This is a genomic window from Planctobacterium sp. AWM4_229 (assembly GCF_056160305.1).
Window position 1 is genome coordinate 289,003 of sequence record NZ_JBSWWX010000003.1, and the last position, 21,868, is coordinate 310,870.

Sequence of the window (21,868 nt, forward strand, 5' to 3'; positions counted from 1 at the left end):
TGTCATTTGAATTGATAAATATTCTCAAGGGGGTTGATAAAAGCGTTGTTAACTGCTGCGTCATCCGCACCTTCACTATACAGAGCAAAGCTTTGTTCAGGCTGCAAAAAATTTACTTTAAACCAATTACAAACTGCGTTTTTTTCCAGTTTGGCAATGGTGCTGTTGAGTTGTTTTTCATGGTTAAAATCTACTTTTTCCCGTCCAATCGCTCCCCAATAACGTTGACACTTCACAGAAAAATTGATGCTTTTTTGCTTAATTTGTCGCTCAAGGTTTCTGCGATATTTATGCCATTGCTGGAGGTCAATCTGACACAACCACTGATAAAACGCCTGTAAGCTGTTTAGGGTTTCCACATATAGCTGCCAGGCACTAGCGTTCGGCGACTGGATGTACAGTACCGTTCCGGGGTGCTCATTAAATGGCATGTAACCCGTTCCCACCTGGTAACCCAATTGTTTTTGGTTGCGCATGCGATCAAAGTAATAACCTGCCAGCATACTTTCCACCAACATCATTTGTGCTCGAGATAAAAGGGACTTATCAGTGGTTTGAAGATACAGCACCAAAGCAGAGTCAGGGTGCTTACAGGGAAAACAGAAGCTTCGTTCATTGATATCATTCAAGTACACCAGTTGTCTTTCTGTTTGGCGAGTCACCTGGCTTTGTGCCATTTCGTCTAGTTGCTCAACAAATCCTTTCAGCTCTGCAGGCGCCCAGTCACCATAAATCAGACTTTCAAGGTAACAACTTTTAAAAAACGCATCATGTCTGGCTTGTATATCACTCAATTCGGTTTCTTCCACCACGCTGGCCAGGTCTTCAGGTAACCAAGAGGCTGGAACAAAAATAGCTTGCAGTGCAGTAAAGAGACGGTTGAGTGGTTTGTTTTGGCTGCTGCTGTGTAAACTATTTAAATATTCAGCCTTGTGCAATTCAAAATCAGGGCAAGGCTGAGGAGTTGCGTAAACCTTTTGCAAAAGCTGCGTTACCAGCGCCAGCTGTTTATCGGCAAAACCGCTGGTATGTAAGCCAATACCGTTTTGATGGGCATAAAAATGAAAATGTAATCCAGCCAATTGCGCTTGATAAAAATTTTGATGAAAATTTGCCTCCAGGGTGCTGGCATATAATTTTCGATGCGCCACCTGCTTAATGTCGTTAACAACAGTGCTTTTGTGCCAGGAAAAAAAGCATTCGCCTTTGTGCTGTGACTCTCGGTTCTCGCTTCCGAACCAGAAATTGTTAAATGCTGTCTCAGCCTTCTGAGGAAGTTCTTCACAGACCTTATCCCGAGCCTTTATTTCGGGAATGTAAGGGTTTTTCTGGGGAAGTTGAATCTGGCTTTGAAATTCCCTTAGTTGCTCAGGCGATGAGACATGTAGAGATAAGGCCTCATTATTGTATGGAACCTTATACCACTTGCTTAAGTGTTCGCCTTTGTGTGAGTTTGAAATAGAAATCACGCGCAATCGCTCTTGACACAGGTTGCCCAAAAACTGATGGAGCTTGCTTTGCTGGAACTCACCTAATAAGTAGTCACCGGTGAGTAACTCCTCGGTGGGGTAGCGATTTAGGTTTTTTACCAGTTGCTGCACTAAATCAAGAGGATTGAGCGCTCCTTTGTGCTCAAATGCCAGCTTGTTTAATTGCACCTTTTCTTCATAGTGGCGCAAGATGTCTGGCGATTCTTTAATGAGTTGTGCATAAAAAAACACACTGTTGATGATATCATTAATGTGGGCAAGGCCAGTGTCAGACAACTCGATATACAAGTTGAAATCACTGAACCCTGAGCCCTTTAATCCCGGACCAGCAATGACTTGTGTCGCCCATTTTTGCGCTTTCCAATAGCGCATTAAGCTGCCTTCACCCTCATAACCAAATAAATGGCTGACGATGGTTTCTACATCGGCAGCCTGCGCTAACTCCGGCGTTTGATGAAATATCAGCATGAGTCGGTTATGGGCACGTTGAGTATGTATTCGTATATCTCTGTTAAGTTGAGTATCGGTATAAAGATGGCGTAGTTCAGCAGCAGGACGATATTGCGTACCCGTTGGAAAACCGTTTAATCGTTCGCTGATATTAGTGATACTCTGTGCTTGCTTTGAGTTGGTCAAAACACAAACTGAGATTTGCTCCGCCACAAAATGCTCTTGCCAGTATGCTTTGAGTCGTTGTGCTATTTCTTCAGTAGTGAAACCGCCAAATATCTCTTTATTACCTACAGCAAAGTGGTGGAAGGGGTGAGCTGGATTACAAGTTTCTTTTTGTACTTCCATGACTCGACGTTGTTCTTCACTAATTTTATTGTGGAACTCGGCGTCAATGGTTTTGATTTCTTTTTCGATTCCGATAGGGCTAAACAATGGAGCCATAAGCATATCGAAAAAGATATCCAAGGCCTGGGCAAAGTATTTGTGGTGGACTTTGAAATAGAAAGTGGTTGTCTCAGAAGAAGTCCAGGCGTTAATTTTGCCTTGATGCTCATCGAGAAAATGCAGCAAATAGTTGTCGGTAGGGTATTTCTCGCTACCTGTAAACAGAACGTGCTCCAGAAGGTGGGCTAACCCCGGACAATCAACAGGATCACAAAAACTGCCAGAGGACACTGAAAATGCCAACGCGCACCATGGTCCATCCTCATCCAAAACATGCAATAACTTTATACCCTTGTCTGTTTTGTGAAGCTGGTATTGAAGTGTATCCGACGGTGATTTAATCAAAGGTGAAGACCATGTGTTCAAACTGCTCTGGAATGGAAATTGTTGCTAAAGCATAGCCATATATTCGTAGAATTACAGTGCTTTTTTGTTATTATGCGTTGCTAAACACACAAAAAATCAATAATTAAATTATGCAGTTATTTTTGATGCGTCACGGCGAAGCAGAAAATAGTTTTAGCAATGATGCACAACGCAGTTTGACTACACAGGGTTTTATTGAGAGTCAAAAAGCCGGTGTGTGGCTCAATGATACTGCTAATCATATTGATTATGCCTTAGTCAGCCCTTTCAAGCGCGCCAGGCAAACTTATGAAATGGTGCAGTCCATTACAACGGTTGCTCATACTGAGTTTTGCGAGGACATTATTCCTTCTGGTAATGTGAACCTTGTTCATGATTACATTCAAGTACTTGCTCAGGAGCAAAACCTGAACTCCCTTTTAGTGGTGAGTCACATGCCTCTTGTTAGCTATTTGGTCGACAGCTTTTGCGGGCAATTGCGCTCAGTTCTGTTTACCACAGCCTCCATTGCCAGGCTCGATTATGACGTCGAAGCGAATAAAGCCGCCTTTGGGGAGTTATATTTACCCGAAAGCTGAGGCTTTTCTGGTATTTTTCTGGTAAAACTGGGATATTGTCGTATATTGCATTTAGCCACAGAAGTTTTTGCAAAAAACACTGTAGAAAAATCGCCAGTCAACCGATATAGAATTCGGGAGGATTGAGGAAATGTCAGGTAATAGTTTACCTGCGCAATTACAGAAGGTGTTACAAAGCCATCTGGCGCAGAAAGATATTGCTTACGACGACGAGTTGCAAGGCATCATTAACAGGCTTTCAGCATTAAATGAGTCTGTTGAAGAAGTGAAAAGTAAGATACTCGAAAATCGTAAAGCAAAACAAACCACTTCTTAAAGCGGGGCTATGCTGCGGAGCTGCCTTTATTGGCAACAAACCGCCTTTGCCTCGGCTTTATAAAACGCTGTGATTCACAGTGCATCAATCTTAGCAATCAGAAGTCGTAGATATTCAGGAGTCGTCTTGTTCCGATGGGGAAATGTAAAACTCTGGCATCACGCGAATGGTTTTAATTTTATTGTCTTCGATGTCAACAATTTCAACCGGGTAACCCGCCAACCTGAAACTCAGGTGAGTTTGTGGTATGTCTTCCAGGTACTCAATAATCAGGCCGTTTAATGTCTTAGGCCCATCAATTGGCAAATTCCAGTCCATTTCACGATTCACATCTCGTATGTTGCTGCTGGCATCCACCAGAAAAGAACCATCTTGTTGTAGACGTGCTTTGTCAGTTTTTTCTTCAATAATACTGGTAGTAAAGTCGCCGACAATCTCTTCCAGAATATCTTCAAGCGTCACCAAACCTTGAATATCCCCATATTCATCTACCACAAGTCCTATGCGCTCTTTGGCTGCCTGGAAATTGTAGAGCAGGGTATGTAGCGGTGTTTTTTCGGGGGTGAAGTGAATTTCTCGAACCGCTCTTAATAATGATGCCTTTGAAAACTCATCCTTGGATAACAAGCGCAACGCATCTCTGACGTGAATAAACCCGACCGCATCATCTATATTGTCTCGAAACAACAATACCCTCGTGTGTTGGGCATGAGTAAGCTGCTTTTGAATGATTTTCCAGTCATTGTTGATGTCGATTCCAAAAATATCATTACGCGGGATCATGATGTCTTCCGCCGTAACTTTTTCAAGATCCAATATTCCCATTAACATGTCCTGGTGCTGTTTGGGGATCATAACGCTGGATTCATGTACAACGGTGCGTAATTCTTCTTTACTTAACGAGTGATTTTCGACTTCATCCGGATTGACCCGAAACAGGCGCAAAATACCATTGGTTATGGTGTTTAGCGCGATAACTAAAGGGTAAAACAGCTTCAACAAGGGAGAGAGGATCACTGAACTTGGAAAGGCAATACGTTCAGGATAGAGTGCCGCCAGGGTTTTTGGCGTTACTTCAGCGAATATTAATAGGACGATGGTTAAACCAATGGTGTTAATCGTGGAGGCGACGGCGAGTCCATAATCTCCAAACCACCGCAAACACAGGATGGCGGCGACAGTTGAGGCGCCGATATTAACCAGATTATTGCCGATGAGTATGAGCCCTATCAGGCGGTCAGGGGTGTCTAATAATCTCTCAACTCTTTTGGCTCCCTTGTGCCCCTCACTATTGAGGTGTTTCAAGCGATATCGGTTAATCGACATCATGCCTGTTTCAGAGCTAGAAAAATATGCAGAGAGAACAATGAGTACGCCTAAGATAATTAACAGCGTACTGGTTGATATATCGTCCAACTAGTCAATCCTATGTAGTGTGACAGATGCAAATTTAGGGGTTAATAAACTCGACTTCAAGTCTTATTGCCGCTTTTTAAGGATAATTGTCACCCAATAAAGAACTCTTTGACGATACGGCTACCGAAATAAGCAAGGGTTAACAGGATTACGCCAGTTGTGGTAAAGCTAATTAGCGTGCTATCTCGAAGCCCTTTTCGTTTGTGTAAAACAATCATACTGACATACATAAACCAGGCAATTGTGGTGAGCAGGGTTTTATGTACCTGTCTTTGTTCGAACATGTCTTCGAGAAAGAAAAAACCGCTTGCCAATGAGAGGGTTAGCAAGACCGTTCCCAAGTTGATCAGTCGAAACAGATTTTGTTCCACTTGCATCAATGGTGGCAATGAAGAGTGTAAAATCGCGCTGTTTTTTTGTTTAAGCTTTTTGTTTATGTAGGACAATTGCAAAGCGTAAAGAAAGGCGATGCTAAGACAGCCATAGGCGAGCAATGCAAGGCTGATGTGGGCGAGCAGTGAAGGATGCAATTCAATGTGCATAATCACAGAGCCGGGAGTAATGGTGGCTAGCAATACCATGATTGCTGAAAAGCTTGTCACCAAAGGTAGTAAAAATGTTTGCTGGTTGCGTAGGGATAGTAGAAGGATAACCGAAGTTATCAGTAACGCAGTGATAGAGCCGACGTTCATAATACTGAGGTTTTGCCCATCGCCAGTCACGACACTGTGCATCAACGCAGCGAAATGCAGTAACACCGCCATGCTGGCCGCACCTAAGGATACCTTCACCATAGGGCCTTCTTTATGGAACCAGCGGGTAGTGACGGATAACGTGGCCACCAGGTAAAGTAAGATACAAATTAGATTGAGGGCTATCAATATTTTAACGTTTCACCATGAGTTATTCTGGCAGTATAAATAACCCGATTGTCTTAAACTAGTCTTTGCTTAATATTACAGTTAAAAAATAACGGGTACTCATTGGCTTAAGCTATGGGTATAATCGGGTCAACTAACATTGAAATAGATGATAAGGCAAAAGCATGTTCGATAATTTGACCGAACGATTAGGTCAGACGCTTAAAAATATTTCTGGAAAAGGCAGACTTACCGAAGACAACATTAAAGACACTATGCGCGAAGTGCGCATGGCGCTGCTTGAGGCAGATGTCGCTCTTCCCGTAGTACGAGAGTTTGTTGCAAAAGTAAAAGAACATGCGCTGGGTGAGGAAGTAGGTAAAAGCCTTAATCCGGGGCAGGCCTTTATCAAGGTAGTGCAAAAGCAGCTTGAGGCTGTTATGGGCGAGGCTAACGAAGAGCTGAACCTTGCCGCCACACCTCCTGCAGTGGTACTTATGGCGGGTTTGCAAGGTGCGGGTAAAACCACAACCGTTGCCAAACTGGCGAAGTATTTAATCGAACGCCAGAAGAAAAAAGTATTAACGGTTAGTGCTGACGTTTATCGACCCGCGGCCATTAAGCAATTGGAAACGCTCTCCAGCGAAGTTAAAGCTGAATTCTTTCCTTCATCTGTAGATCAAAAACCGATTGATATTGTCAACGCGGCGCTGGATCACGCCCGCAAAGCTTTCGTAGACGTGGTATTGGTGGATACCGCAGGTCGACTTGCCGTAGATGAAGATATGATGCTGGAAATTAAGCAACTTCACAGCGCCATCAATCCTGTTGAGACTCTGTTCGTGGTTGACTCAATGACAGGTCAAGATGCAGCTAATACGGCAAAAGCGTTTGATGAAGCTTTACCGCTTACGGGGGTTGTTTTAACTAAAACCGACGGTGATGCCAGAGGTGGTGCAGCACTGTCAGTACGACACATTACAGGTAAGCCGATTAAATTCCTTGGGATCGGTGAAAAAACCGATGCTCTGGAGCCTTTCCACCCGGAACGCGTAGCATCGCGAATTTTGGGCATGGGCGACGTGCTTTCGCTAATTGAGGAAGTTGAACGCAAAGTCGACAAGGACAAGGCCGCTAAACTCGCCAAAAAAGTGCAAAAGGGCAAAGGCTTTGATCTGCAGGACTTCAAAGAGCAGTTGGAACAGATGCGCAATATGGGCGGTATGATGTCGCTTATGGATAAACTACCCGGAATGGGCGGCATGACTGCGCAAATAAAAGATCAGGCTGGCGATAAGCAGTTTAACCAAATGGAAGCGATTATTAATTCCATGACTCCGGGGGAGCGGGCTCGACCTGACATCATCAAAGGTTCACGTAAAAAGCGAATTGCAGCCGGTTCTGGGACACAGATTCAGGATGTGAACCGCTTACTCAAACAATTCACACAAATGCAGAAAATGATGAAGAAGATGTCAGGTGGTGGCATGAAGAAAATGATGCGCAACATGCAGGGCATGATGCCGCCGGGCGGGCCAGGTGGTATGTTCCCGCCCAGATAAGTTAACCAAGGTCATTGCCAGTTACAAAAACTGACAATTTTTTCAGATATTTAAAGTCGGGCTTTGTTAAAGTTTAAGGTAATAAGAATTCTGAGGAACACCAATTGAAAAACAATAAAGAGCACAAAGGGATTTTTTTAGCAATTGGCAGTTTGGGGTTTATCGTTTGCTTGTTTCTTCTAATTGCTTCAGCCCTGTCTATCTTTAAGATAAGCAAAATGATCACGCTCACCTGTGCGCTGATATCATTAGTGATATTTCACGAAGGTTTGGCCGAACAGGTGCAAAAGCGTATTAAACGATTAGCCAAATATGAGTTTCAGCAACTTTGGCGTTCATTAGAGATGGCGCGTCAAAAATGGTGCACCGCTCGAGCTTGATTTCAAAAGTTATAAAAGGCCTCTTGCCAACGAGAGGGCCTTTTTTTTGGAACATTAGACAATCATTGGCATGCTTGATAGAACACTCCTTGCAGCAAGTAAAGGCCTTCCATTGAATGCTTCACCTAAAAGTGCTTCAGTAACTTTGAAAAAGACAGAGACATTGTGTTTTAAGAGTTTTGACCCTGCTTTATGTGGTGAATTACAATCCTGGTTCCATACTCCTGAGCAGATTGTCTTTTGGAGTGGTTTTAAGTTTGTCTTTACAGACGATGCCAATCAATTCAGAGCGCAACTTAAACTGGCGCAAATTCCCGCTTATGCTTTAATCTCCGAGGGTGAAAACCAATTGCTGGGATTTGGCCAAATGATGTTCGACAACGGGCGATGTCATTTTGTTCGTGTGGCAACTAATCCAACCCGGCGAGGGCAGGGCTATGGTAAAAAGTTACTTGCCTGTCTAATGGCACAGGGGCAGCGCAAATTTAGTCCGCAATTTTTTTCCTTGTTTGTGAACAAGTCTAATCAAGTGGCTGTTAACCTATATCAGACAATGGGCTTCAAGCACACCCAATACCCGGGACCCATGCCAAATACTGAGACCTGGTATCTGGAAAAGCCTGCAAGCAAAATATAGAGTTAAACAACAAATTTGGAAAAAATTGTGTAACCAGGAAAATTTGTGCAAGGAATTTGCATAAGTCCTTTGAACACTATTGCGGTGCCATCTTTTTGGCGGGCACCTGGCCTTTATTTCTAAACAATAAAAGAGTAAATACATGGATCTGAAGCATTGGTTATTAGTACCACTGACAGCGTCGCTTATTGCGTGTGGTTCTAGTGATAGCGACGATGAAAATACGGAAACCGTAAGTATTACCGTTTCTGGCGGCGCAACGGTAAATGAGCAAACCGAAGTCACTTTAGGGGGCTCTACCACGCTCAGTGATATCAGTAGTTATAGCTGGTCTGTTAGTGATGCTGATTATACTATCGAGCATGAAGATAGCGCCGCGGTCGCAGCGACATTAACGACACCTGAGGTACGCACAAGCAGTGAACAGGTCACTCTGACATTAACAGTGACTACAGCCGATAATACAACTGCAAGTGGCACTTTCACATTAACAGTGGATCCGGTAAATATTGATCCTGTGGCCGCTGTTAGTATTTCACAAGATAGTCGATTTGATGAAAACACCTACGGCGGTGAATTGTCTGTTACTTTTACAGGCAGCGGAACTGACGAAGATCCCATTGATGCGGACAACCCTATCAGTGGCTATGAGTGGCAGCAAACCGGAGGCACAGATGTGTTAACCGGACTGGATGTGAGCACTAGTACCTTAACTATTACTACACCGGCGCTTACCACATCAGAAACACTGACATTTGAACTTATCGTAACAGACAATGAAGGTGGCACGGATTCCGAGTCGTTTGAAATTGTGGTGCTAGATGTGACTCAGACTCATCCTATTGCAGAAGCGGGTGACCCCATCACAATAATGGAAGGTGAACGTTTCTTGCTTTCAGGTTCAGCTACGTCTTTAAGTGAAGACGCAGAGCCGTTTTTATATGAGTGGACAAATAACTCAAGCGATCTAGCCGAGTTTGCTGATGCTTCAGACGAAACCACTTATGCCGATGCCCCCGCAGTAACCGAAGACACACAAATCACCATTGATTTGAGAGTGGTTGATCAGTTTAACAATGAAGATAATGATCAGGTTGTTGTTACCGTAAGAGAAATGCCAGCTACCTATGTAAATGACACAGGTGTTATCGCTAATGTGTCTAATACCGGATTGATCAATGGCTCCAGCCACGACTTTCCCGGACAAGATGCGGATGTTGGGCGTGACAGAATGCACGAATCTGATGTACTGGAAAAAGCCGGAGCCGGTGATGAGGGCTTCGATTTTACCAAGCTGGATGAATTTGGTGATGAAATTGACGCCACTGAAACCCAATGGAGCTGTGTCCGTGACAATGTGACCGGGTTAATTTGGGAGCTGAAAACCGACGACGCGGGTTTGCATGACGTTGACAATACTTACTCTTGGGTAGAGAGCACTACATCAGACGACGAAGATCAGAATGACGGCGCTTCCTGTACCCTCACTAACTGCAATACGGCAGCTTTTGTAGAAGCGGTTAACGCTGAAGGCTTGTGTGGCTTTTTTGATTGGCGCCTGCCAACTCACAACGAGCTGAAATCTATTCTGCATTTTGGTGAAACCAACAATACTTTTATTGATAGCGATTATTTCCCTTTCAATAATCCCGATACAACAACAGAAACCTGGTACTGGACCCTAATTCAAAACGTGGATGGAGCCAGTGGAGAGGTGCTACAAAATAGTTGGGCCATTGATTTTAGTTCCGGTAACGATAACTTCCTGCTGAAGTCCACTGAAAATCACGTGCGTTTAGTGCGCGCTGGTCGCTAACAAGGAGAGAAAGATGAACTTTAAAAAACTGCTCATAGCCACATTGTTTGCCTTTACCTGTTCGGCGCAGGCACAAACCTGTTTTTCAGGTTTGACGGAAACGGCACCAGAGTCAAATTTTACCGACAATGAAGATGGTACGGTAACCGACAGCTCCACAGGTCTTATGTGGATGCGTTGCAGCATTGGACAAACCTGGAATGAAACTGATGCTACCTGCACAGGCGATGCGACCGCAATGACCTGGCAAGAAGCACTGCAAATGGCCTACGGTTATTCCTATGCTGGACATAATGATTGGCGCTTACCCAATGTGAAGCAGCTCATCAGTATTACAGAAAAAACCTGTGTGCGTCCCTCCATTAATGAGACCATTTTTCCGGAAACTACTTCGGACGATTATTGGAGCAGCACGCCATCCATCAATGATTACACGATGTCTTGGGTGGTGGCTTTCTTTAACAGCAGTAATTCGTTGAAAGAAAAAGACGCGTTTGTATATTCACGTCTGGTACGCATTGCTGACTAAATGAGAGCAAGTGCAATTAAAAAAGGCCCGTTATCGGGCCTTTTTTAGTTTTTGTGAAGCAAACTACATAAGTCCGGTTACTCTTGTTAGAATATCGAGGTCTTGGTTTCTGTTAAAGAGTTTCAGTTTTTGATTTCCAGAACAATTTCGATTTTTTTATGCTTTTTATGGGTTCCTAAGGTCTTCGCTCATGCACCTGATGTGACGGAAAAGCCGGTCGATTTAACTTTTAGTGCTAGCTCTCACGAGGCAATACAGCTAGTCATTGCGCCTTTAGTAGAGGAGATATATGGGAAACTCGGATACTCAATTGAGATACTAACACTTCCCGAAGAGCGTTCGCTAAGATTGCTGCAAAATGGTGATATCGACGGGGATATCGCCAGAATGCTGGAAGTAACCAAGAAAAACCCTGAACTGGTTCCGATATGGGAGTTAGGCCGTGCAGAGCTTGTGATGATCTGTCAACCAGGACTACAGTGTGATAAGAAGGCCTTACAACAAAGCAATAAGATACTTGGAAGTGTTGAAGGTAATACTTATTTTTACAACATTTTAACTGACACAAGGGTTCGGCAAGTTGAATTTAATACCTATCCGCAATTGACCAAAGCCTTCCATTTAAAGCGAGTGGATTATTATTTTGATGTAATTAATAACGCGCTTGGTGAAGGCAGCAAGTTACAGGGGCTAAATAGTGTGCAATTGCAGCAGTTTAGCGGCTTTCATATTTTGAATAAAAAGCATCAGGATAAAATTCCGGAAATCCAACTGGCTTTCGAACAGTTTTGGGATGTAATGTTAGAAAACAAACTAAAGCAAAGGTTAGCCGCCAGTAATAGAATCGGCGACTAAAGAAGTTTAACGCTTCTTCCTACCTTTATTAAAAGGTTGGTCACTGCTAAAGCGGGTTAATGCTTTTTGTGGGCGACCTCTACCTTTTGCATGAGCTTTGTTAACGGATTTGCGTTCATAGTCTTTTTGCGCTTTACCCTTTAACTCACCTTTGCGCTCCAGCGGTACCAGGTGCTTGGGGCCATTACCAATCAGATGCGCTTTGCCCATCTTCTTCAGTGCTTCACGCAGCATCGGCCAATTGGCCGGGTCGTGGTAACGCAAGAAGGCTCTATGCAAGCGACGATGACGCTCACCTTTGGCAATACTGACGCCCTCGCTTTTTTTGGTCACCTTGTGAATAGGGTTCTTTTCCGTGTGGTACATGGTTGTGGCATTCGCCATAGGCGAGGGATAAAAATTTTGTACCTGGTCTAGTTTGAAATTATTTTCTTTCAGCCACAACGCCAGATTCAGCATATCGATATCCCGCGTACCTGGGTGAGCTGAAATAAAGTAGGGAATGAGGTATTGCTCTTTACCGGCCTCTTTGGAGAACTTATCAAATAGTTCTTTAAAGCGGTAATAGGTGCTCATCCCCGGTTTCATCATTTTGCTGAGCGGGCTTTCTTCGGTGTGCTCCGGTGCAATTTTCAGATAACCACCAACGTGATGAGTGACTAACTCTTTTACATAGTTGGGATCTTCAATGGCCAGGTCATAGCGCACGCCTGATGCAATGAGTACTTTTTTGATGCCCTTCACATCGCGAACTTTGCGATACAGCTCAACCGTTGGTGTTTGATCTGTATCCATGTGGCCACAGATATCGGGCCAGACGCAAGATAAGCGGCGACAGGTTTGCTCGGCTTTAGCACTTTTACAGCGCAGTTTATACATATTAGCAGTGGGGCCGCCTAAATCTGAGATTACGCCGGTAAAGCCGGGTACTTTGTCTCGAATTTGCTCCACTTCGCGCACAATGGACTCTTCTGAGCGGCTTTGAATAATTCGCCCTTCATGTTCGGTTATAGAACAAAAGGTGCAGCCACCAAAGCAGCCACGCATGATGTTTACCGAGGTTTTGATCATATCGTAGGCGGGGATTTTTTCCTTGCCATAACTGGGGTGGGGTACACGTGCGTAGGGTAAGTCGAATACCGCATCCATTTCTTCAGTTTCCAGCGGATACGCGGGAGGGTTGATCCAGATACTTCTGTCCCCATGGCGTTGCATTAGCGCTCGTGCGCAACCTGGATTGGTTTCCTGGTGCAAGATACGGGAAGTATGAGCGTAATGGGTTTTTTCGTCCCTTACCACCTCAAAGGCCGGAAGTTTTACGTAGGTTTTATCCCATGGCTTGCGGCGTGTTGCACGGGGATTATAGGGTTGTACGCTAATAGGTTGGGCACTATTTTGCTGGGCATCCGCTTCTTTTTGGGTGCTACAGTTCTCTTCCCATTCCTGATATGGGCTGGGGATGGGATCAATTTTTCCAATTTTATCGACACTAGTGGAATCTACCCCTAGCCAACCGGGCAATGCTTGTTTTACGATTATTGCAGTACCGCGTACATCTTGCATTGCGTTGATATCTTCTCCACTGGCAAGCCGGTGGGCGATTTCTAGCAGTGGTCTCTCAGCGTTACCAAACATCAACATATCGGCTTTGGAGTCAAACAAAACGGAGCGTCTTACCTTGTCAGACCAATAGTCATAATGGGCAATACGGCGCAAACTGGCTTCAATACCACCAATGATGACTGGCTTTTTATAGGCTTCTTTACAGCGCTGAGTATACACTGTCACGGCTCGGTCGGGCCGCTTACCGTGCACGTTGCCCGGTGTGTAAGCATCATCGTGGCGTAACTTTCGGTCGGCTGTATAGTGGTTGATCATGGAGTCCATGTTGCCGGCGGTCACACCAAAAAACAGGTTGGGTTCGCCCAATGCCATAAAGGCATCTTTGGATGTCCAATCGGGCTGGGCGATGATACCGACGCGAAAACCTTGAGCCTCCAATGTGCGGCCGATAACCGCCATACCAAAGCTGGGGTGATCCACATAAGCATCACCGGTTACCAGGATGATGTCGCAACTATCCCAACCCAATTGCTCCATTTCATGCCTTGTCATAGGCAGGAAAGGAGCAGGGTCAAAACAAGACGCCCAGAATTTTGGAAAAGAAAACAAGCCCCGTTCAGCTTTCATGCGCTCAACAGGTTTTTTGACAACCGCCATACATACTCACTTCAATAATAACGGCGGTAGTTTATCAAAATTTTGTGAGGGAATATTCAGGTTTATTCGAGCATCGTTGCCGAAATTTAAAATGGCTGTAAAAATAATAAGTTATCAATATTAACAGTAATCATATTTAAAGGGATTTGTCGTTGAAAAAGCTCCTCACCCTGGTACTTGTGCTGGTAGCACTGCATTTTATTACTCGCTACAGCCTTGGGTTTTCCATTTATCGTTTTGGTGATGCATTGGATGTGTCTGCCAGTTTGGGCGCAAAAATAGCCTGTTCGGCCCGTTATGTTTCCGGGTTTGATGAATCGCTGATAGTAGAAGACCTGGCTTCTTATTCTCCGGCCACTCGATTGTTGGAAATTACTTATGATGATGCGCAAAAGCGCGTTACCGCAGACATGCTGGGACTTGCCAGTTATGCCGCACAATATCGCGATGGCCTTGGTTGTGCGTTAGAAATTGGTGATACGACGCCGCTTGATGCTTTGCAGGTGAAAAAAGTCCATGCTGAAGCCGCTCCCTGGCCGCAAGGCAATCAAGTCAGTTCGATAGAGGATATATATCAGCGCTTAACTGACCAGATTCTGCGCCAGGACAATCACACCGGATTGCAGACCCGCGCCTTATTGGTGGTGAAAGACGGACAGGTGGTGGCAGAGTCTTATGCTGAAGGAGTTGACAACCAGACTCAACTGCTCGGCTGGTCGATGGGGAAAAGCCTGACAGCCATCATGCTAGGTCGCATGCAGGCACTGGGACTGGTGGATTTACAGCAAAAAGCTGGATTTGCACCATGGCAATATGATGCTCGACAGGAAATAACCCTTGAGCAGCTCTTAACCATGTCATCGGGCCTGAAGTTTGACGAAACCTATGCCCCGGGTAGTGACTCTACTCGCATGTTATTCACTGCGCATAGCGCCTCAGATATCGCCTTAACGGCAACACCTGATAAATCACCGGGTAGTCATTTTTCCTACTCTTCGGGTACGACTAATATTTTAATGCGTTGGATGCGAGATGAGCTAGGCGGCAATCAGGCACTAATAGATTTTTTCCACAAGGAGGTCTTACAGCCTTTAACCATGGCGGATACTACCTTCGAAGTGGATCCCAGTGGCTTGTATGTTGGCAGCTCTTATATATTTTCCACAGCGCGAGACTGGGCGAAGCTGGGGCTTTTGATGCTGCAAAACGGGGCCTGGCAAGGACAACAACTTTTGCTAAAAGGTTGGGTGAGTGCGGCTCAGAAGCCGATCGCTGCGGAGAATTATCAAAAATACGGTTATCAGTTTTGGTTGAATCAGGGCGGCGGAGATATTCGCTGGAGTAAGATACCGCCCGATGCTTACATGATGATGGGCAACCGCAAACAAGTGGTGATGATTGTCCCTTCAAAACAACTGGTGCTGGTTCGTTTGGGCTGGACTTCCGGAAGTTATCTCACGGAAGAGAATTTCGCACGCTTAATAGCATTGTAAATCCCCGTTATTTCAATAATTAACTTGCAATCAAGCCCAAAATCCGTACAATTCGCGAGCCTTTTTTCCGGCATTTGCCTGACTCAGGTCCGGTGACTAATGGAACGAAGGTAAAGTTGACGTTAACGTTAGTAGCTTCTGCTTTGCGTTGATAAGGCAGAACTAATAACGATTTTGAGGCAATTATGGTAACTATTCGTTTACAACGTGGTGGCGCTAAAAAAGCCCCCTTTTATCAAGTAGTAGTGGCTGATAGCCGAATGAAGCGCGATGGTCGTTTCATCGAAAACATCGGTTTCTTCAACCCTACTGCACGTGGTCAAGAAGAAAGACTACGTTTAGACCTTGACCGTGTTGAGCACTGGGTAGGTCTGGGCGCTGGTTTATCTGACCGCGTATCTCGTTTGGTTAAAGACGCGCGTAAAGCGACAGCTTAATCTGCGAATAGTGTAGGGCGTTATGGCATCTGAAACGGTTACATTAGGCAAAGTTGGCGCACCTTACGGTGTGAAAGGTTGGTTTAAAGTAACATCCTACACAGAAGAGTTAGATGGAATATTCGATTATTCCCCTTGGTTGTTGTTGCAAGGTGGGGAAGTAAAGGAATACACAGTGGAACACTGGAAGCACCATAACAAAAGTTTGGTGGCTAAACTGGAAGGTGTTGATGACCGGGATGCGGCGGAAGCCATTAAAAATCTGGAAATCAGTGTCGATTCAGCAGTGTTACCGCAATTGGACGAAGACGAATTTTATTGGCGCGAGCTGATTGGCATGACCGTGGTGAACACCAAAGGTTATGACTTCGGCAAAATCGAACAGATGTTCGAAACCGGTGCTAATGATGTCATGGTGGTGAAAGCCAACGTGAAAGATGCTTTTGGCCAGAAACAACGCATGATCCCCTATCTGTATGAACAAGTTGTTCTGGATGTGGATCGTGAGGCAAGAACTGTCACAGTTGACTGGGACCCGGGTTTTTGATGAATGAACAGCATTGGTTTGGATTCGTTACACTGTTTCCAGACATGTTCAACGCATTTTTAACACAAGGGGTTATCGGCAGAGCTGTCAAAAGCGGGCGCATACACGCACAGTGTTTTAACCCGCGCGACTATACGCATGACAAACATCGTACAGTTGACGACAGACCTTACGGTGGCGGACCCGGCATGCTGATGATGGTGCAGCCATTAACAGATGCGATTAACGCTGCGCAAGCAGCAGCAGGAGGCGATGCCAAGGTAATATACCTTTCGCCTCAGGGTAGTACCCTGAATCAGCAAAAAGCGAAGCAGTTAGTGCAGAGCAATAAGCTGATTTTGGTGGCAGGTCGGTATGAAGGTATCGACGAGCGAGTGATTCAGTCCATGGTGGATGAAGAGATCTCTTTAGGTGACTTCGTCTTAAGTGGTGGTGAGATCCCGGCAATGGCCTTAGTGGACAGTGTCGCAAGACTTATCCCGGGTGTGTTAGGGCATGAACTTTCAGCAGAGTGTGATTCATTTGAAGACGGTTTGCTGGATTGTCCCCATTACACCAGACCAGAGGTATTGAATGGCGAGCAGGTGCCAGCGGTACTGCTAAGTGGCAATCATGAAAAGATAAGACGGTGGCGTCTAAAGCAGTCTCTTGGGAGAACCTGGCAAAGACGTCCCGATATGTTTAAAAAACTGGCTCTGACTGAGGAGCAAGGCTCACTCCTTAAGGAGTTCCAACAAGAAGTCTTGCAGCAAGATGACAGTTATACCAGTAAGCGAGGAAAAGATGAGTAAAATCAGTCAAGATATCATCAAGCGCATCGAGCAAGAACAGCTGAAAACAGACGTTCCTGCTTTTGGCCCGGGTGACACAGTTGTTGTTCAGGTTCGCGTAAAAGAAGGTGATAAAGAGCGTCTTCAGGCTTATGAAGGTGTTGTAATTGCTAAGAAAAACCGTGGTTTACATTCTTCATTCACCGTTCGTAAGATCTCTAGCGGTGAAGGTGTTGAGCGTGTATTCCAGACTCACAGTAAGCAAGTTGATAGCATTGAAGTGAAACGCCGTGGTGCGGTTCGTCGTGCTAAGTTGTACTACTTGCGTGGTCGTACTGGTAAGGCTGCTCGTATCAAAGAGAAGCTTAACTAAGCAAACTGTGAATCAGCAGAACCTAACATTTCTGCTTAAACCAATAATGTTATCGTCAACTTCGAAAAAGCCCGCATCCGCGGGCTTTTTTGTATTTGTCTGCCCCTATTTCCTCAGCTTCAAATTATTTTCAGTTAACAAATAGATACATCCGTTAAGATTTCCTTCCACTGCTGGTTACAAATTGTAAATAAATTGCAGCGGTAATTTTTCTAAACTCAATACTGTTTATCTCAAAGAACCGCTAAATCAGCGAGATTGGTGAGATATAAAACTACCAGTGGTCGATTTTTTTGACTCTTTGGGTGTTTAAATTTTCCGCAATATTGCATTTGTTCGAACCCTTTGACAAAAATTGATACCTTTCGCCTTATTTACTTACCGCTTCAGTGTGTTATAAGTTCCATCGCAGCTAACGCTGTGCAATAAAATATCCGCTATTTGCCTCTGAGAAGGCTTACGCGAAAATAAAAAGGAAACAACATGACACACAACAAGAACGTCAAATTAACCTTGGCGGCTGTGGCTGTATCTGCCGCATTCGCTAGCACCGGGGTACAAGCCCAGGAGCAAGACAGCATTGAGAAAATCTCGGTAACGGGTTCTCACATTCGTCGCACAGATATGGAAGGGCCATCACCCGTTGCCAGTATTGATGCCGAGCAAATTGCCAATACCGGTGTAACAGACCTAATCGGACTATTTTCCAAGTTGCCTATTTCCGGCCAGGGCACATTCTCAACACAAGGCAATAGCAGTGACGATACTGCTAACGGTGGCTCCAGTGTTTCCTTGCGTGGTTTGGGCGCCGATTCTACCTTGATCCTGGTTAACGGACGCCGCGTGTCAGTATCACCGTTCGCTAAAGGTATAGATACTGCGTTTGTGGACATCAATAACATTCCACTGGCGGCCATCAAGCGCGTAGATATTCTCAAAGATGGTGCTTCAGCGACTTATGGCTCTGATGCTATTGCTGGGGTAATCAACATCATTTTAAAAGATGATTTTGATGGTTTTGAAATTTCAGCCAAATACGGTGACACTGCCGATGGCGGTGGTGAAGAACAAAACGTCAGTGTCGTATTCGGTACTTCCAGTGACAAAGCCAGTCACACCTTTATTTTAGATTATTTTGATCGCGAAGAAATCATGTATTCTGACCGTGATTATTCCCGCACTGCTAACCAAACTGCATTGCGTCCTAACGACCCCGATGCGGTTGATTTCAGAAGCTCCTCAGGTATTCCTGGTACTATCGCGTTGGCCAGTGATCCTACCAACCGCATGCCTGATACCTTTGGCAATGATGTCTGTGCGCCAGAAGATATCGTAGGGACATTATGTCGTTACGACTATGCTCCTCACATGACCTCTGTGCCAGATTCAGAGCGTTTTAGTTTTAATTACATGGGTAAGTATGAGTTAACTGATACGGTAACTGCATTCGCTGAGCTTAACGGCCAAAACTCCAAATCAATCGTGCGCGGTGCAGCCAGTCCAAGCTTTAACGAGTTGTTCATGTCTGGTGACAACCCCAATCACCCATTTGCCGATGACCCGACACATCCGTTTTTCGGGCAAGACCTGACCATGCGTCGTCGTACCGTAGATATCGGTAATCGTGAAAAACGCGTAGACACCGATTACTATCGCACCATTTTAGGTCTTGAGGGTGAGTTCGGTGACTGGAACTGGGAAGTGGCATACAGCTATATTAAGAGTGAATCCGTAGAACGCGGTGTTGATGGCTTCCCTAACTCTATACGCATCCAGGATGCCATTGATTCTGGCCTGTGGAACCCCTTTGAACCTTCTTCAAATACTCAAGAAGCGCTGGATTATATCGAAACCAATACGACACGTGTGGGTAAGTCCACTAACAAGTCCATTGACGGTGTGATCTCAGGTCCTGTAATGGATTTGGCAGGAAATGATGTGATGTTGGCAGTGGGTGTTGAATATCGCGAAGAGTCGATTTCGGATAACCCGGATGAGCAATTTTTACGCGGTGAAGTCTTCGGTACCGAAGCAACACAAGCCAATGGTGAGCGCGACAGCACCTCTATTTTCGCCGAAGTGGCCTTGCCATTCACTGATACTTTTGAAGCACAAATTGCGGTGCGTCATGAAGATTACAGCGATTTTGGTACCACTACCGATCCTAAAGTATCGTTCTTGTGGTCACCATTAGATAACTTGTCGTTACGTGGTTCTTGGGGAACGGCCTTCCGCGCGCCGTCTCTGCATCAGTTAGGTTTGGGTCGTACCGATGAATCTCCTAACCTGGTAGATACTATCCGTTGTAACGCAGTGGGCCTTTCTTGTGCACCACAAGAATACACCGCAGTATTTGAAGGGAACCCAAATCTGGGGCCAGAAGAATCTACCAGTTATAACCTGGGTTTGATTTATGAGATTTCAGAAGACTTGAGTTTCTCTCTAGATTATTACAGCTATGATATTGAGAACATCATCGACTCTGACACACAGTTTGTATTCTCCAATTTTGGTGATGATCCAAACGTAGTTACCCGTTTGCCTACCGCTGATCCAAATGATCCAGGTGAAGTGGTACAGATCTTTGACTCATTCCAAAACATCGGTGACCTGGAAACCACAGGTTTGGATTTAGACCTGCAGTACTCACTTCAGTCTTCGATGGGTGACTTCCGTTTCGGTTACGTGATGAACTATGTATTGAAGTACGAAGAGTTGCGTCCTGACGCCGATGGCGGTAAGCGCGTTGCCTTGTCAGAAGGACAATTTGAACAACCTGAACTGCGCTGGACGACTTCTGTAGATTGGTCTAAAGATGATTGGAGTGCTGCGTTGGCAGTGAACTACATCGGTGAGTTCGACGGTGACGCCGATTCAGGTTTTGGCGACAAAACTGTAGACTCTATGACTACTGTTGACCTGACGGTAAATTACATGGGCGTTGATAATGCCGTATTTACTTTGGGTAGCACTAACTTGTTCAACGAAGAGCCTCCTTTCAGCCATCATGACTTCTTTGGTTTTGTGAATACCATTCACAGTAGCCAAGGGCGTTTTGTCTACTTGAAAGGCGCTTACAAGTTCTAATTAACACTTAGTGTTTTTTGAATAAAGCCCTCATCAATTTGGTGAGGGCTTTTTTATTGCTTCAGACAACATTGAAACCCCTGGTTTTGTTGTCTAGGATTGCTATCAGTGAATCAACAAAAACGGATACAACTATGTCATTACAAGAAGCATTTGAACAAGCCAGTACTGAGTCGAAACAGCTACCACAGCGTCCCAGCGATGAGGATATGTTGAAAATCTATGCTTTGTTTAAACAGGCAACGGTAGGGGATGTTACGGGAGACAGACCGGGTATCTTTGATTTTGTCGCCGGTGCGAAATACGATGCGTGGGCAGAACAAAAGGGTAAATCATCAGACGACGCCATGCAGGAATACGTTGATTTAATCAATAAACTCAAAGGCTAATCACTTTACAAATCAGGCCGCAACATCGGCCTGATGTTTCACTTTTTATCACTGTTTTAGCTAAGGTATTCCAGCAGGTGTGCGAGTTCCTGATGCCAACCCTGAATGTTCATTTTGCGATGTTGCTTTTGTTTAAAGCCAGATTCAATCAAGACCAGGTGGGTTTTACCGTTGACCGTACTGTTTAATGTCCATTCCACCAGTGTGGCGTCGCACGCTTCAAATGGCACATCAGGATCGTTCATCCACATATACGCGAAATAGTTCATCGGGTTAACTGAAATTACTTTCATGGCGTATTTACCTTCACACATTGTGCGCCACTCAAAATAACCTTCGGCACCTTCTTGCAGTTCGAATGCCGCCGTGTCACCAAACCAGTTCGCGATTTGATCTGGCTGGGTGATCGCATCCCAGACTTTTTCAATTGGCTGGTTAAAGGTCAATTCACGCTTAATAAAATCAATATCACTCATTCTATGTCTCCTTTATTCAGATGCTGTTTTAATCGAATCAGACGTTTGTCCCACTGCTCAGCTATGGGGGCTAACCATTGCCAGGCTTCATCAAATGCATAGTGTTTTAAGTAGTGCCGTTTCTCTTTGCCTTTAAACTCAGCTTTAACTGCACCGGATTTAATCAGAACATTCAGGTGTTTAGTTACAGCTTGCCTGGAAATGCCTGAATCGGCGGTTAACTCTTTGATAGATAATCCCGTTTTTGCTGCCTTATAACTGCTAAGTTGCTTAATTATATTGCGCCGTGTCGGGTCGGCTATTGCTTGAAATATATCCATCGAAAAGAGTTACATTGCCATTCTGTAAACTTATATATGCAACCCGTTGGTTGC

21 protein-coding genes are annotated in these 21,868 nt (G+C 44.8%); 15 read left to right on the forward strand and 6 right to left on the reverse strand.

The genetic code is table 11. From position 1 onward, the window contains the following. Nucleotides 1–2: 2 nt before the first annotated feature. Complete coding sequence (locus tag ACXAGP_RS07615) at nucleotides 3–2,732, reverse strand: insulinase family protein (protein WP_475260564.1); 2,730 nt, start codon at nucleotides 2,730–2,732, stop codon at nucleotides 3–5. A 131-nt stretch (nucleotides 2,733–2,863) separates the two neighbouring features. Here ACXAGP_RS07615 and sixA point away from each other — a divergent pair, with 131 nt between their 5' ends. Further along, complete coding sequence (gene sixA / locus ACXAGP_RS07620) at nucleotides 2,864–3,331, forward strand: phosphohistidine phosphatase SixA (protein WP_475260565.1); 468 nt, start codon at nucleotides 2,864–2,866, stop codon at nucleotides 3,329–3,331. 130 nt (nucleotides 3,332–3,461) lie between these two features. Beyond that, complete coding sequence (locus tag ACXAGP_RS07625; RefSeq protein WP_338292249.1) at nucleotides 3,462–3,647, forward strand: hypothetical protein; 186 nt, start codon at nucleotides 3,462–3,464, stop codon at nucleotides 3,645–3,647. Between the two features lie 114 nt (nucleotides 3,648–3,761). On the opposite strand, the gene ACXAGP_RS07630 is transcribed toward ACXAGP_RS07625, so the two are convergent. Together ACXAGP_RS07630 and ACXAGP_RS07635 are read right to left on the reverse strand one after the other, a co-directional pair. Then, complete coding sequence (locus ACXAGP_RS07630; protein WP_475260566.1) at nucleotides 3,762–5,063, reverse strand: HlyC/CorC family transporter; 1,302 nt, start codon at nucleotides 5,061–5,063, stop codon at nucleotides 3,762–3,764. 89 nt (nucleotides 5,064–5,152) lie between these two features. Beyond that, nucleotides 5,153–5,944, reverse strand: coding sequence for a cytochrome C assembly family protein (locus tag ACXAGP_RS07635; RefSeq protein ID WP_475260567.1), 792 nt, complete (start codon nucleotides 5,942–5,944; stop codon nucleotides 5,153–5,155). 164 nt (nucleotides 5,945–6,108) lie between these two features. On the opposite strand from ACXAGP_RS07635, the gene ffh reads away from it, so the two are divergent. From ffh to ACXAGP_RS07665, 6 genes are all read left to right on the forward strand, one after another. After that, a complete protein-coding gene (gene ffh, locus ACXAGP_RS07640) occupies nucleotides 6,109–7,485 on the forward strand; it encodes a signal recognition particle protein (RefSeq protein ID WP_475260568.1) in 1,377 nt (458 codons plus the stop codon). Between the two features lie 104 nt (nucleotides 7,486–7,589). Beyond that, nucleotides 7,590–7,865: a hypothetical protein gene (locus ACXAGP_RS07645; RefSeq protein ID WP_475260569.1), complete on the forward strand. Its 276-nt coding sequence runs from the start codon at nucleotides 7,590–7,592 to the stop codon at nucleotides 7,863–7,865. Nucleotides 7,866–7,935: 70 nt separating this feature from the next. Beyond that, nucleotides 7,936–8,502 carry a GNAT family N-acetyltransferase gene (locus tag ACXAGP_RS07650; RefSeq protein WP_475260570.1) on the forward strand — a complete coding sequence of 189 codons (567 nt, stop codon included), beginning with the start codon at nucleotides 7,936–7,938 and terminating at the stop codon, nucleotides 8,500–8,502. Nucleotides 8,503–8,644: 142 nt separating this feature from the next. Further along, complete coding sequence (locus ACXAGP_RS07655) at nucleotides 8,645–10,318, forward strand: Lcl C-terminal domain-containing protein (RefSeq protein ID WP_475260571.1); 1,674 nt, start codon at nucleotides 8,645–8,647, stop codon at nucleotides 10,316–10,318. 13 nt (nucleotides 10,319–10,331) lie between these two features. Then, the gene (locus tag ACXAGP_RS07660) at nucleotides 10,332–10,847 is read left to right on the forward strand and encodes an Lcl C-terminal domain-containing protein (RefSeq protein ID WP_475260572.1); all 516 of its coding nucleotides are present in this window, start codon (nucleotides 10,332–10,334) and stop codon (nucleotides 10,845–10,847) included. A gap of 201 nt (nucleotides 10,848–11,048) precedes the next feature. Then, nucleotides 11,049–11,702: a hypothetical protein gene (locus ACXAGP_RS07665; RefSeq protein WP_475260573.1), complete on the forward strand. Its 654-nt coding sequence runs from the start codon at nucleotides 11,049–11,051 to the stop codon at nucleotides 11,700–11,702. A gap of 6 nt (nucleotides 11,703–11,708) precedes the next feature. Here ACXAGP_RS07665 and ACXAGP_RS07670 read toward each other — a convergent pair whose 3' ends face one another. Beyond that, nucleotides 11,709–13,922, reverse strand: coding sequence for a YgiQ family radical SAM protein (locus ACXAGP_RS07670; protein ID WP_475260575.1), 2,214 nt, complete (start codon nucleotides 13,920–13,922; stop codon nucleotides 11,709–11,711). A 152-nt stretch (nucleotides 13,923–14,074) separates the two neighbouring features. Between ACXAGP_RS07670 and ACXAGP_RS07675 the strand changes: the two genes are divergently transcribed. From ACXAGP_RS07675 to ACXAGP_RS07705, 7 genes are all read left to right on the forward strand, one after another. Further along, the gene (locus ACXAGP_RS07675) at nucleotides 14,075–15,415 is read left to right on the forward strand and encodes a serine hydrolase domain-containing protein (protein ID WP_475260576.1); all 1,341 of its coding nucleotides are present in this window, start codon (nucleotides 14,075–14,077) and stop codon (nucleotides 15,413–15,415) included. Nucleotides 15,416–15,600: 185 nt separating this feature from the next. Continuing rightward, nucleotides 15,601–15,852: a 30S ribosomal protein S16 gene (gene rpsP, locus ACXAGP_RS07680; RefSeq protein WP_338292259.1), complete on the forward strand. Its 252-nt coding sequence runs from the start codon at nucleotides 15,601–15,603 to the stop codon at nucleotides 15,850–15,852. Nucleotides 15,853–15,874: 22 nt separating this feature from the next. Then, nucleotides 15,875–16,399, forward strand: a complete 525-nt coding sequence (gene rimM, locus ACXAGP_RS07685) for a ribosome maturation factor RimM (protein ID WP_475260578.1) — start codon at nucleotides 15,875–15,877, stop codon at nucleotides 16,397–16,399. Continuing rightward, nucleotides 16,399–17,190 carry a tRNA (guanosine(37)-N1)-methyltransferase TrmD gene (gene trmD / locus ACXAGP_RS07690; RefSeq protein ID WP_475260580.1) on the forward strand — a complete coding sequence of 264 codons (792 nt, stop codon included), beginning with the start codon at nucleotides 16,399–16,401 and terminating at the stop codon, nucleotides 17,188–17,190. Before rimM ends, trmD begins: the two co-directional genes overlap by 1 nt. Next, nucleotides 17,183–17,542: a 50S ribosomal protein L19 gene (gene rplS / locus ACXAGP_RS07695; protein WP_475260581.1), complete on the forward strand. Its 360-nt coding sequence runs from the start codon at nucleotides 17,183–17,185 to the stop codon at nucleotides 17,540–17,542. The genes trmD and rplS overlap by 8 nt, the downstream gene beginning before the upstream one ends. A gap of 483 nt (nucleotides 17,543–18,025) precedes the next feature. Then, nucleotides 18,026–20,629, forward strand: a complete 2,604-nt coding sequence (locus ACXAGP_RS07700) for a TonB-dependent receptor plug domain-containing protein (RefSeq protein ID WP_475260582.1) — start codon at nucleotides 18,026–18,028, stop codon at nucleotides 20,627–20,629. A gap of 134 nt (nucleotides 20,630–20,763) precedes the next feature. Continuing rightward, on the forward strand, nucleotides 20,764–21,018 hold the full coding sequence (locus ACXAGP_RS07705) for an acyl-CoA-binding protein (RefSeq protein WP_475260583.1): 255 nt from the start codon (nucleotides 20,764–20,766) through the stop codon (nucleotides 21,016–21,018). A 56-nt stretch (nucleotides 21,019–21,074) separates the two neighbouring features. Here the strand turns inward: ACXAGP_RS07705 and ACXAGP_RS07710 are convergent, their stop codons facing one another. Together ACXAGP_RS07710 and ACXAGP_RS07715 are read right to left on the reverse strand one after the other, a co-directional pair. Further along, on the reverse strand, nucleotides 21,075–21,494 hold the full coding sequence (locus ACXAGP_RS07710) for an SRPBCC domain-containing protein (RefSeq protein ID WP_475260584.1): 420 nt from the start codon (nucleotides 21,492–21,494) through the stop codon (nucleotides 21,075–21,077). Next, nucleotides 21,491–21,814 (reverse strand): ArsR/SmtB family transcription factor, encoded by a 324-nt coding sequence (locus ACXAGP_RS07715; RefSeq protein ID WP_475260585.1) that lies wholly within the window; start codon nucleotides 21,812–21,814, stop codon nucleotides 21,491–21,493. The genes ACXAGP_RS07710 and ACXAGP_RS07715 overlap by 4 nt, the downstream gene beginning before the upstream one ends. Nucleotides 21,815–21,868 lie beyond the last annotated feature (54 nt).

Bases quoted from the DNA above. Each gene is read 5' to 3' on its own strand.
- trmD (WP_475260580.1), top strand. From the start codon at position 16,399: ATGAATGAACAGCATTGGTTTGGATTCGTTACACTGTTTCCAGACATG.
- ACXAGP_RS07660 (WP_475260572.1), top strand. From the start codon at position 10,332: ATGAACTTTAAAAAACTGCTCATAGCCACATTGTTTGCCTTTACCTGT.
- rimM (WP_475260578.1), top strand. From the start codon at position 15,875: ATGGCATCTGAAACGGTTACATTAGGCAAAGTTGGCGCACCTTACGGT.
- ACXAGP_RS07670 (WP_475260575.1), bottom strand. From the start codon at position 13,922: ATGGCGGTTGTCAAAAAACCTGTTGAGCGCATGAAAGCTGAACGGGGC.
- ACXAGP_RS07710 (WP_475260584.1), bottom strand. From the start codon at position 21,494: ATGAGTGATATTGATTTTATTAAGCGTGAATTGACCTTTAACCAGCCA.
- ffh (WP_475260568.1), top strand. From the start codon at position 6,109: ATGTTCGATAATTTGACCGAACGATTAGGTCAGACGCTTAAAAATATT.
- ACXAGP_RS07655 (WP_475260571.1), top strand. From the start codon at position 8,645: ATGGATCTGAAGCATTGGTTATTAGTACCACTGACAGCGTCGCTTATT.
- rpsP (WP_338292259.1), top strand. From the start codon at position 15,601: ATGGTAACTATTCGTTTACAACGTGGTGGCGCTAAAAAAGCCCCCTTT.
- ACXAGP_RS07705 (WP_475260583.1), top strand. From the start codon at position 20,764: ATGTCATTACAAGAAGCATTTGAACAAGCCAGTACTGAGTCGAAACAG.
- ACXAGP_RS07625 (WP_338292249.1), top strand. From the start codon at position 3,462: ATGTCAGGTAATAGTTTACCTGCGCAATTACAGAAGGTGTTACAAAGC.
- rplS (WP_475260581.1), top strand. From the start codon at position 17,183: ATGAGTAAAATCAGTCAAGATATCATCAAGCGCATCGAGCAAGAACAG.
- sixA (WP_475260565.1), top strand. From the start codon at position 2,864: ATGCAGTTATTTTTGATGCGTCACGGCGAAGCAGAAAATAGTTTTAGC.
- ACXAGP_RS07650 (WP_475260570.1), top strand. From the start codon at position 7,936: ATGCTTGATAGAACACTCCTTGCAGCAAGTAAAGGCCTTCCATTGAAT.
- ACXAGP_RS07700 (WP_475260582.1), top strand. From the start codon at position 18,026: ATGACACACAACAAGAACGTCAAATTAACCTTGGCGGCTGTGGCTGTA.
- ACXAGP_RS07715 (WP_475260585.1), bottom strand. From the start codon at position 21,814: ATGGATATATTTCAAGCAATAGCCGACCCGACACGGCGCAATATAATT.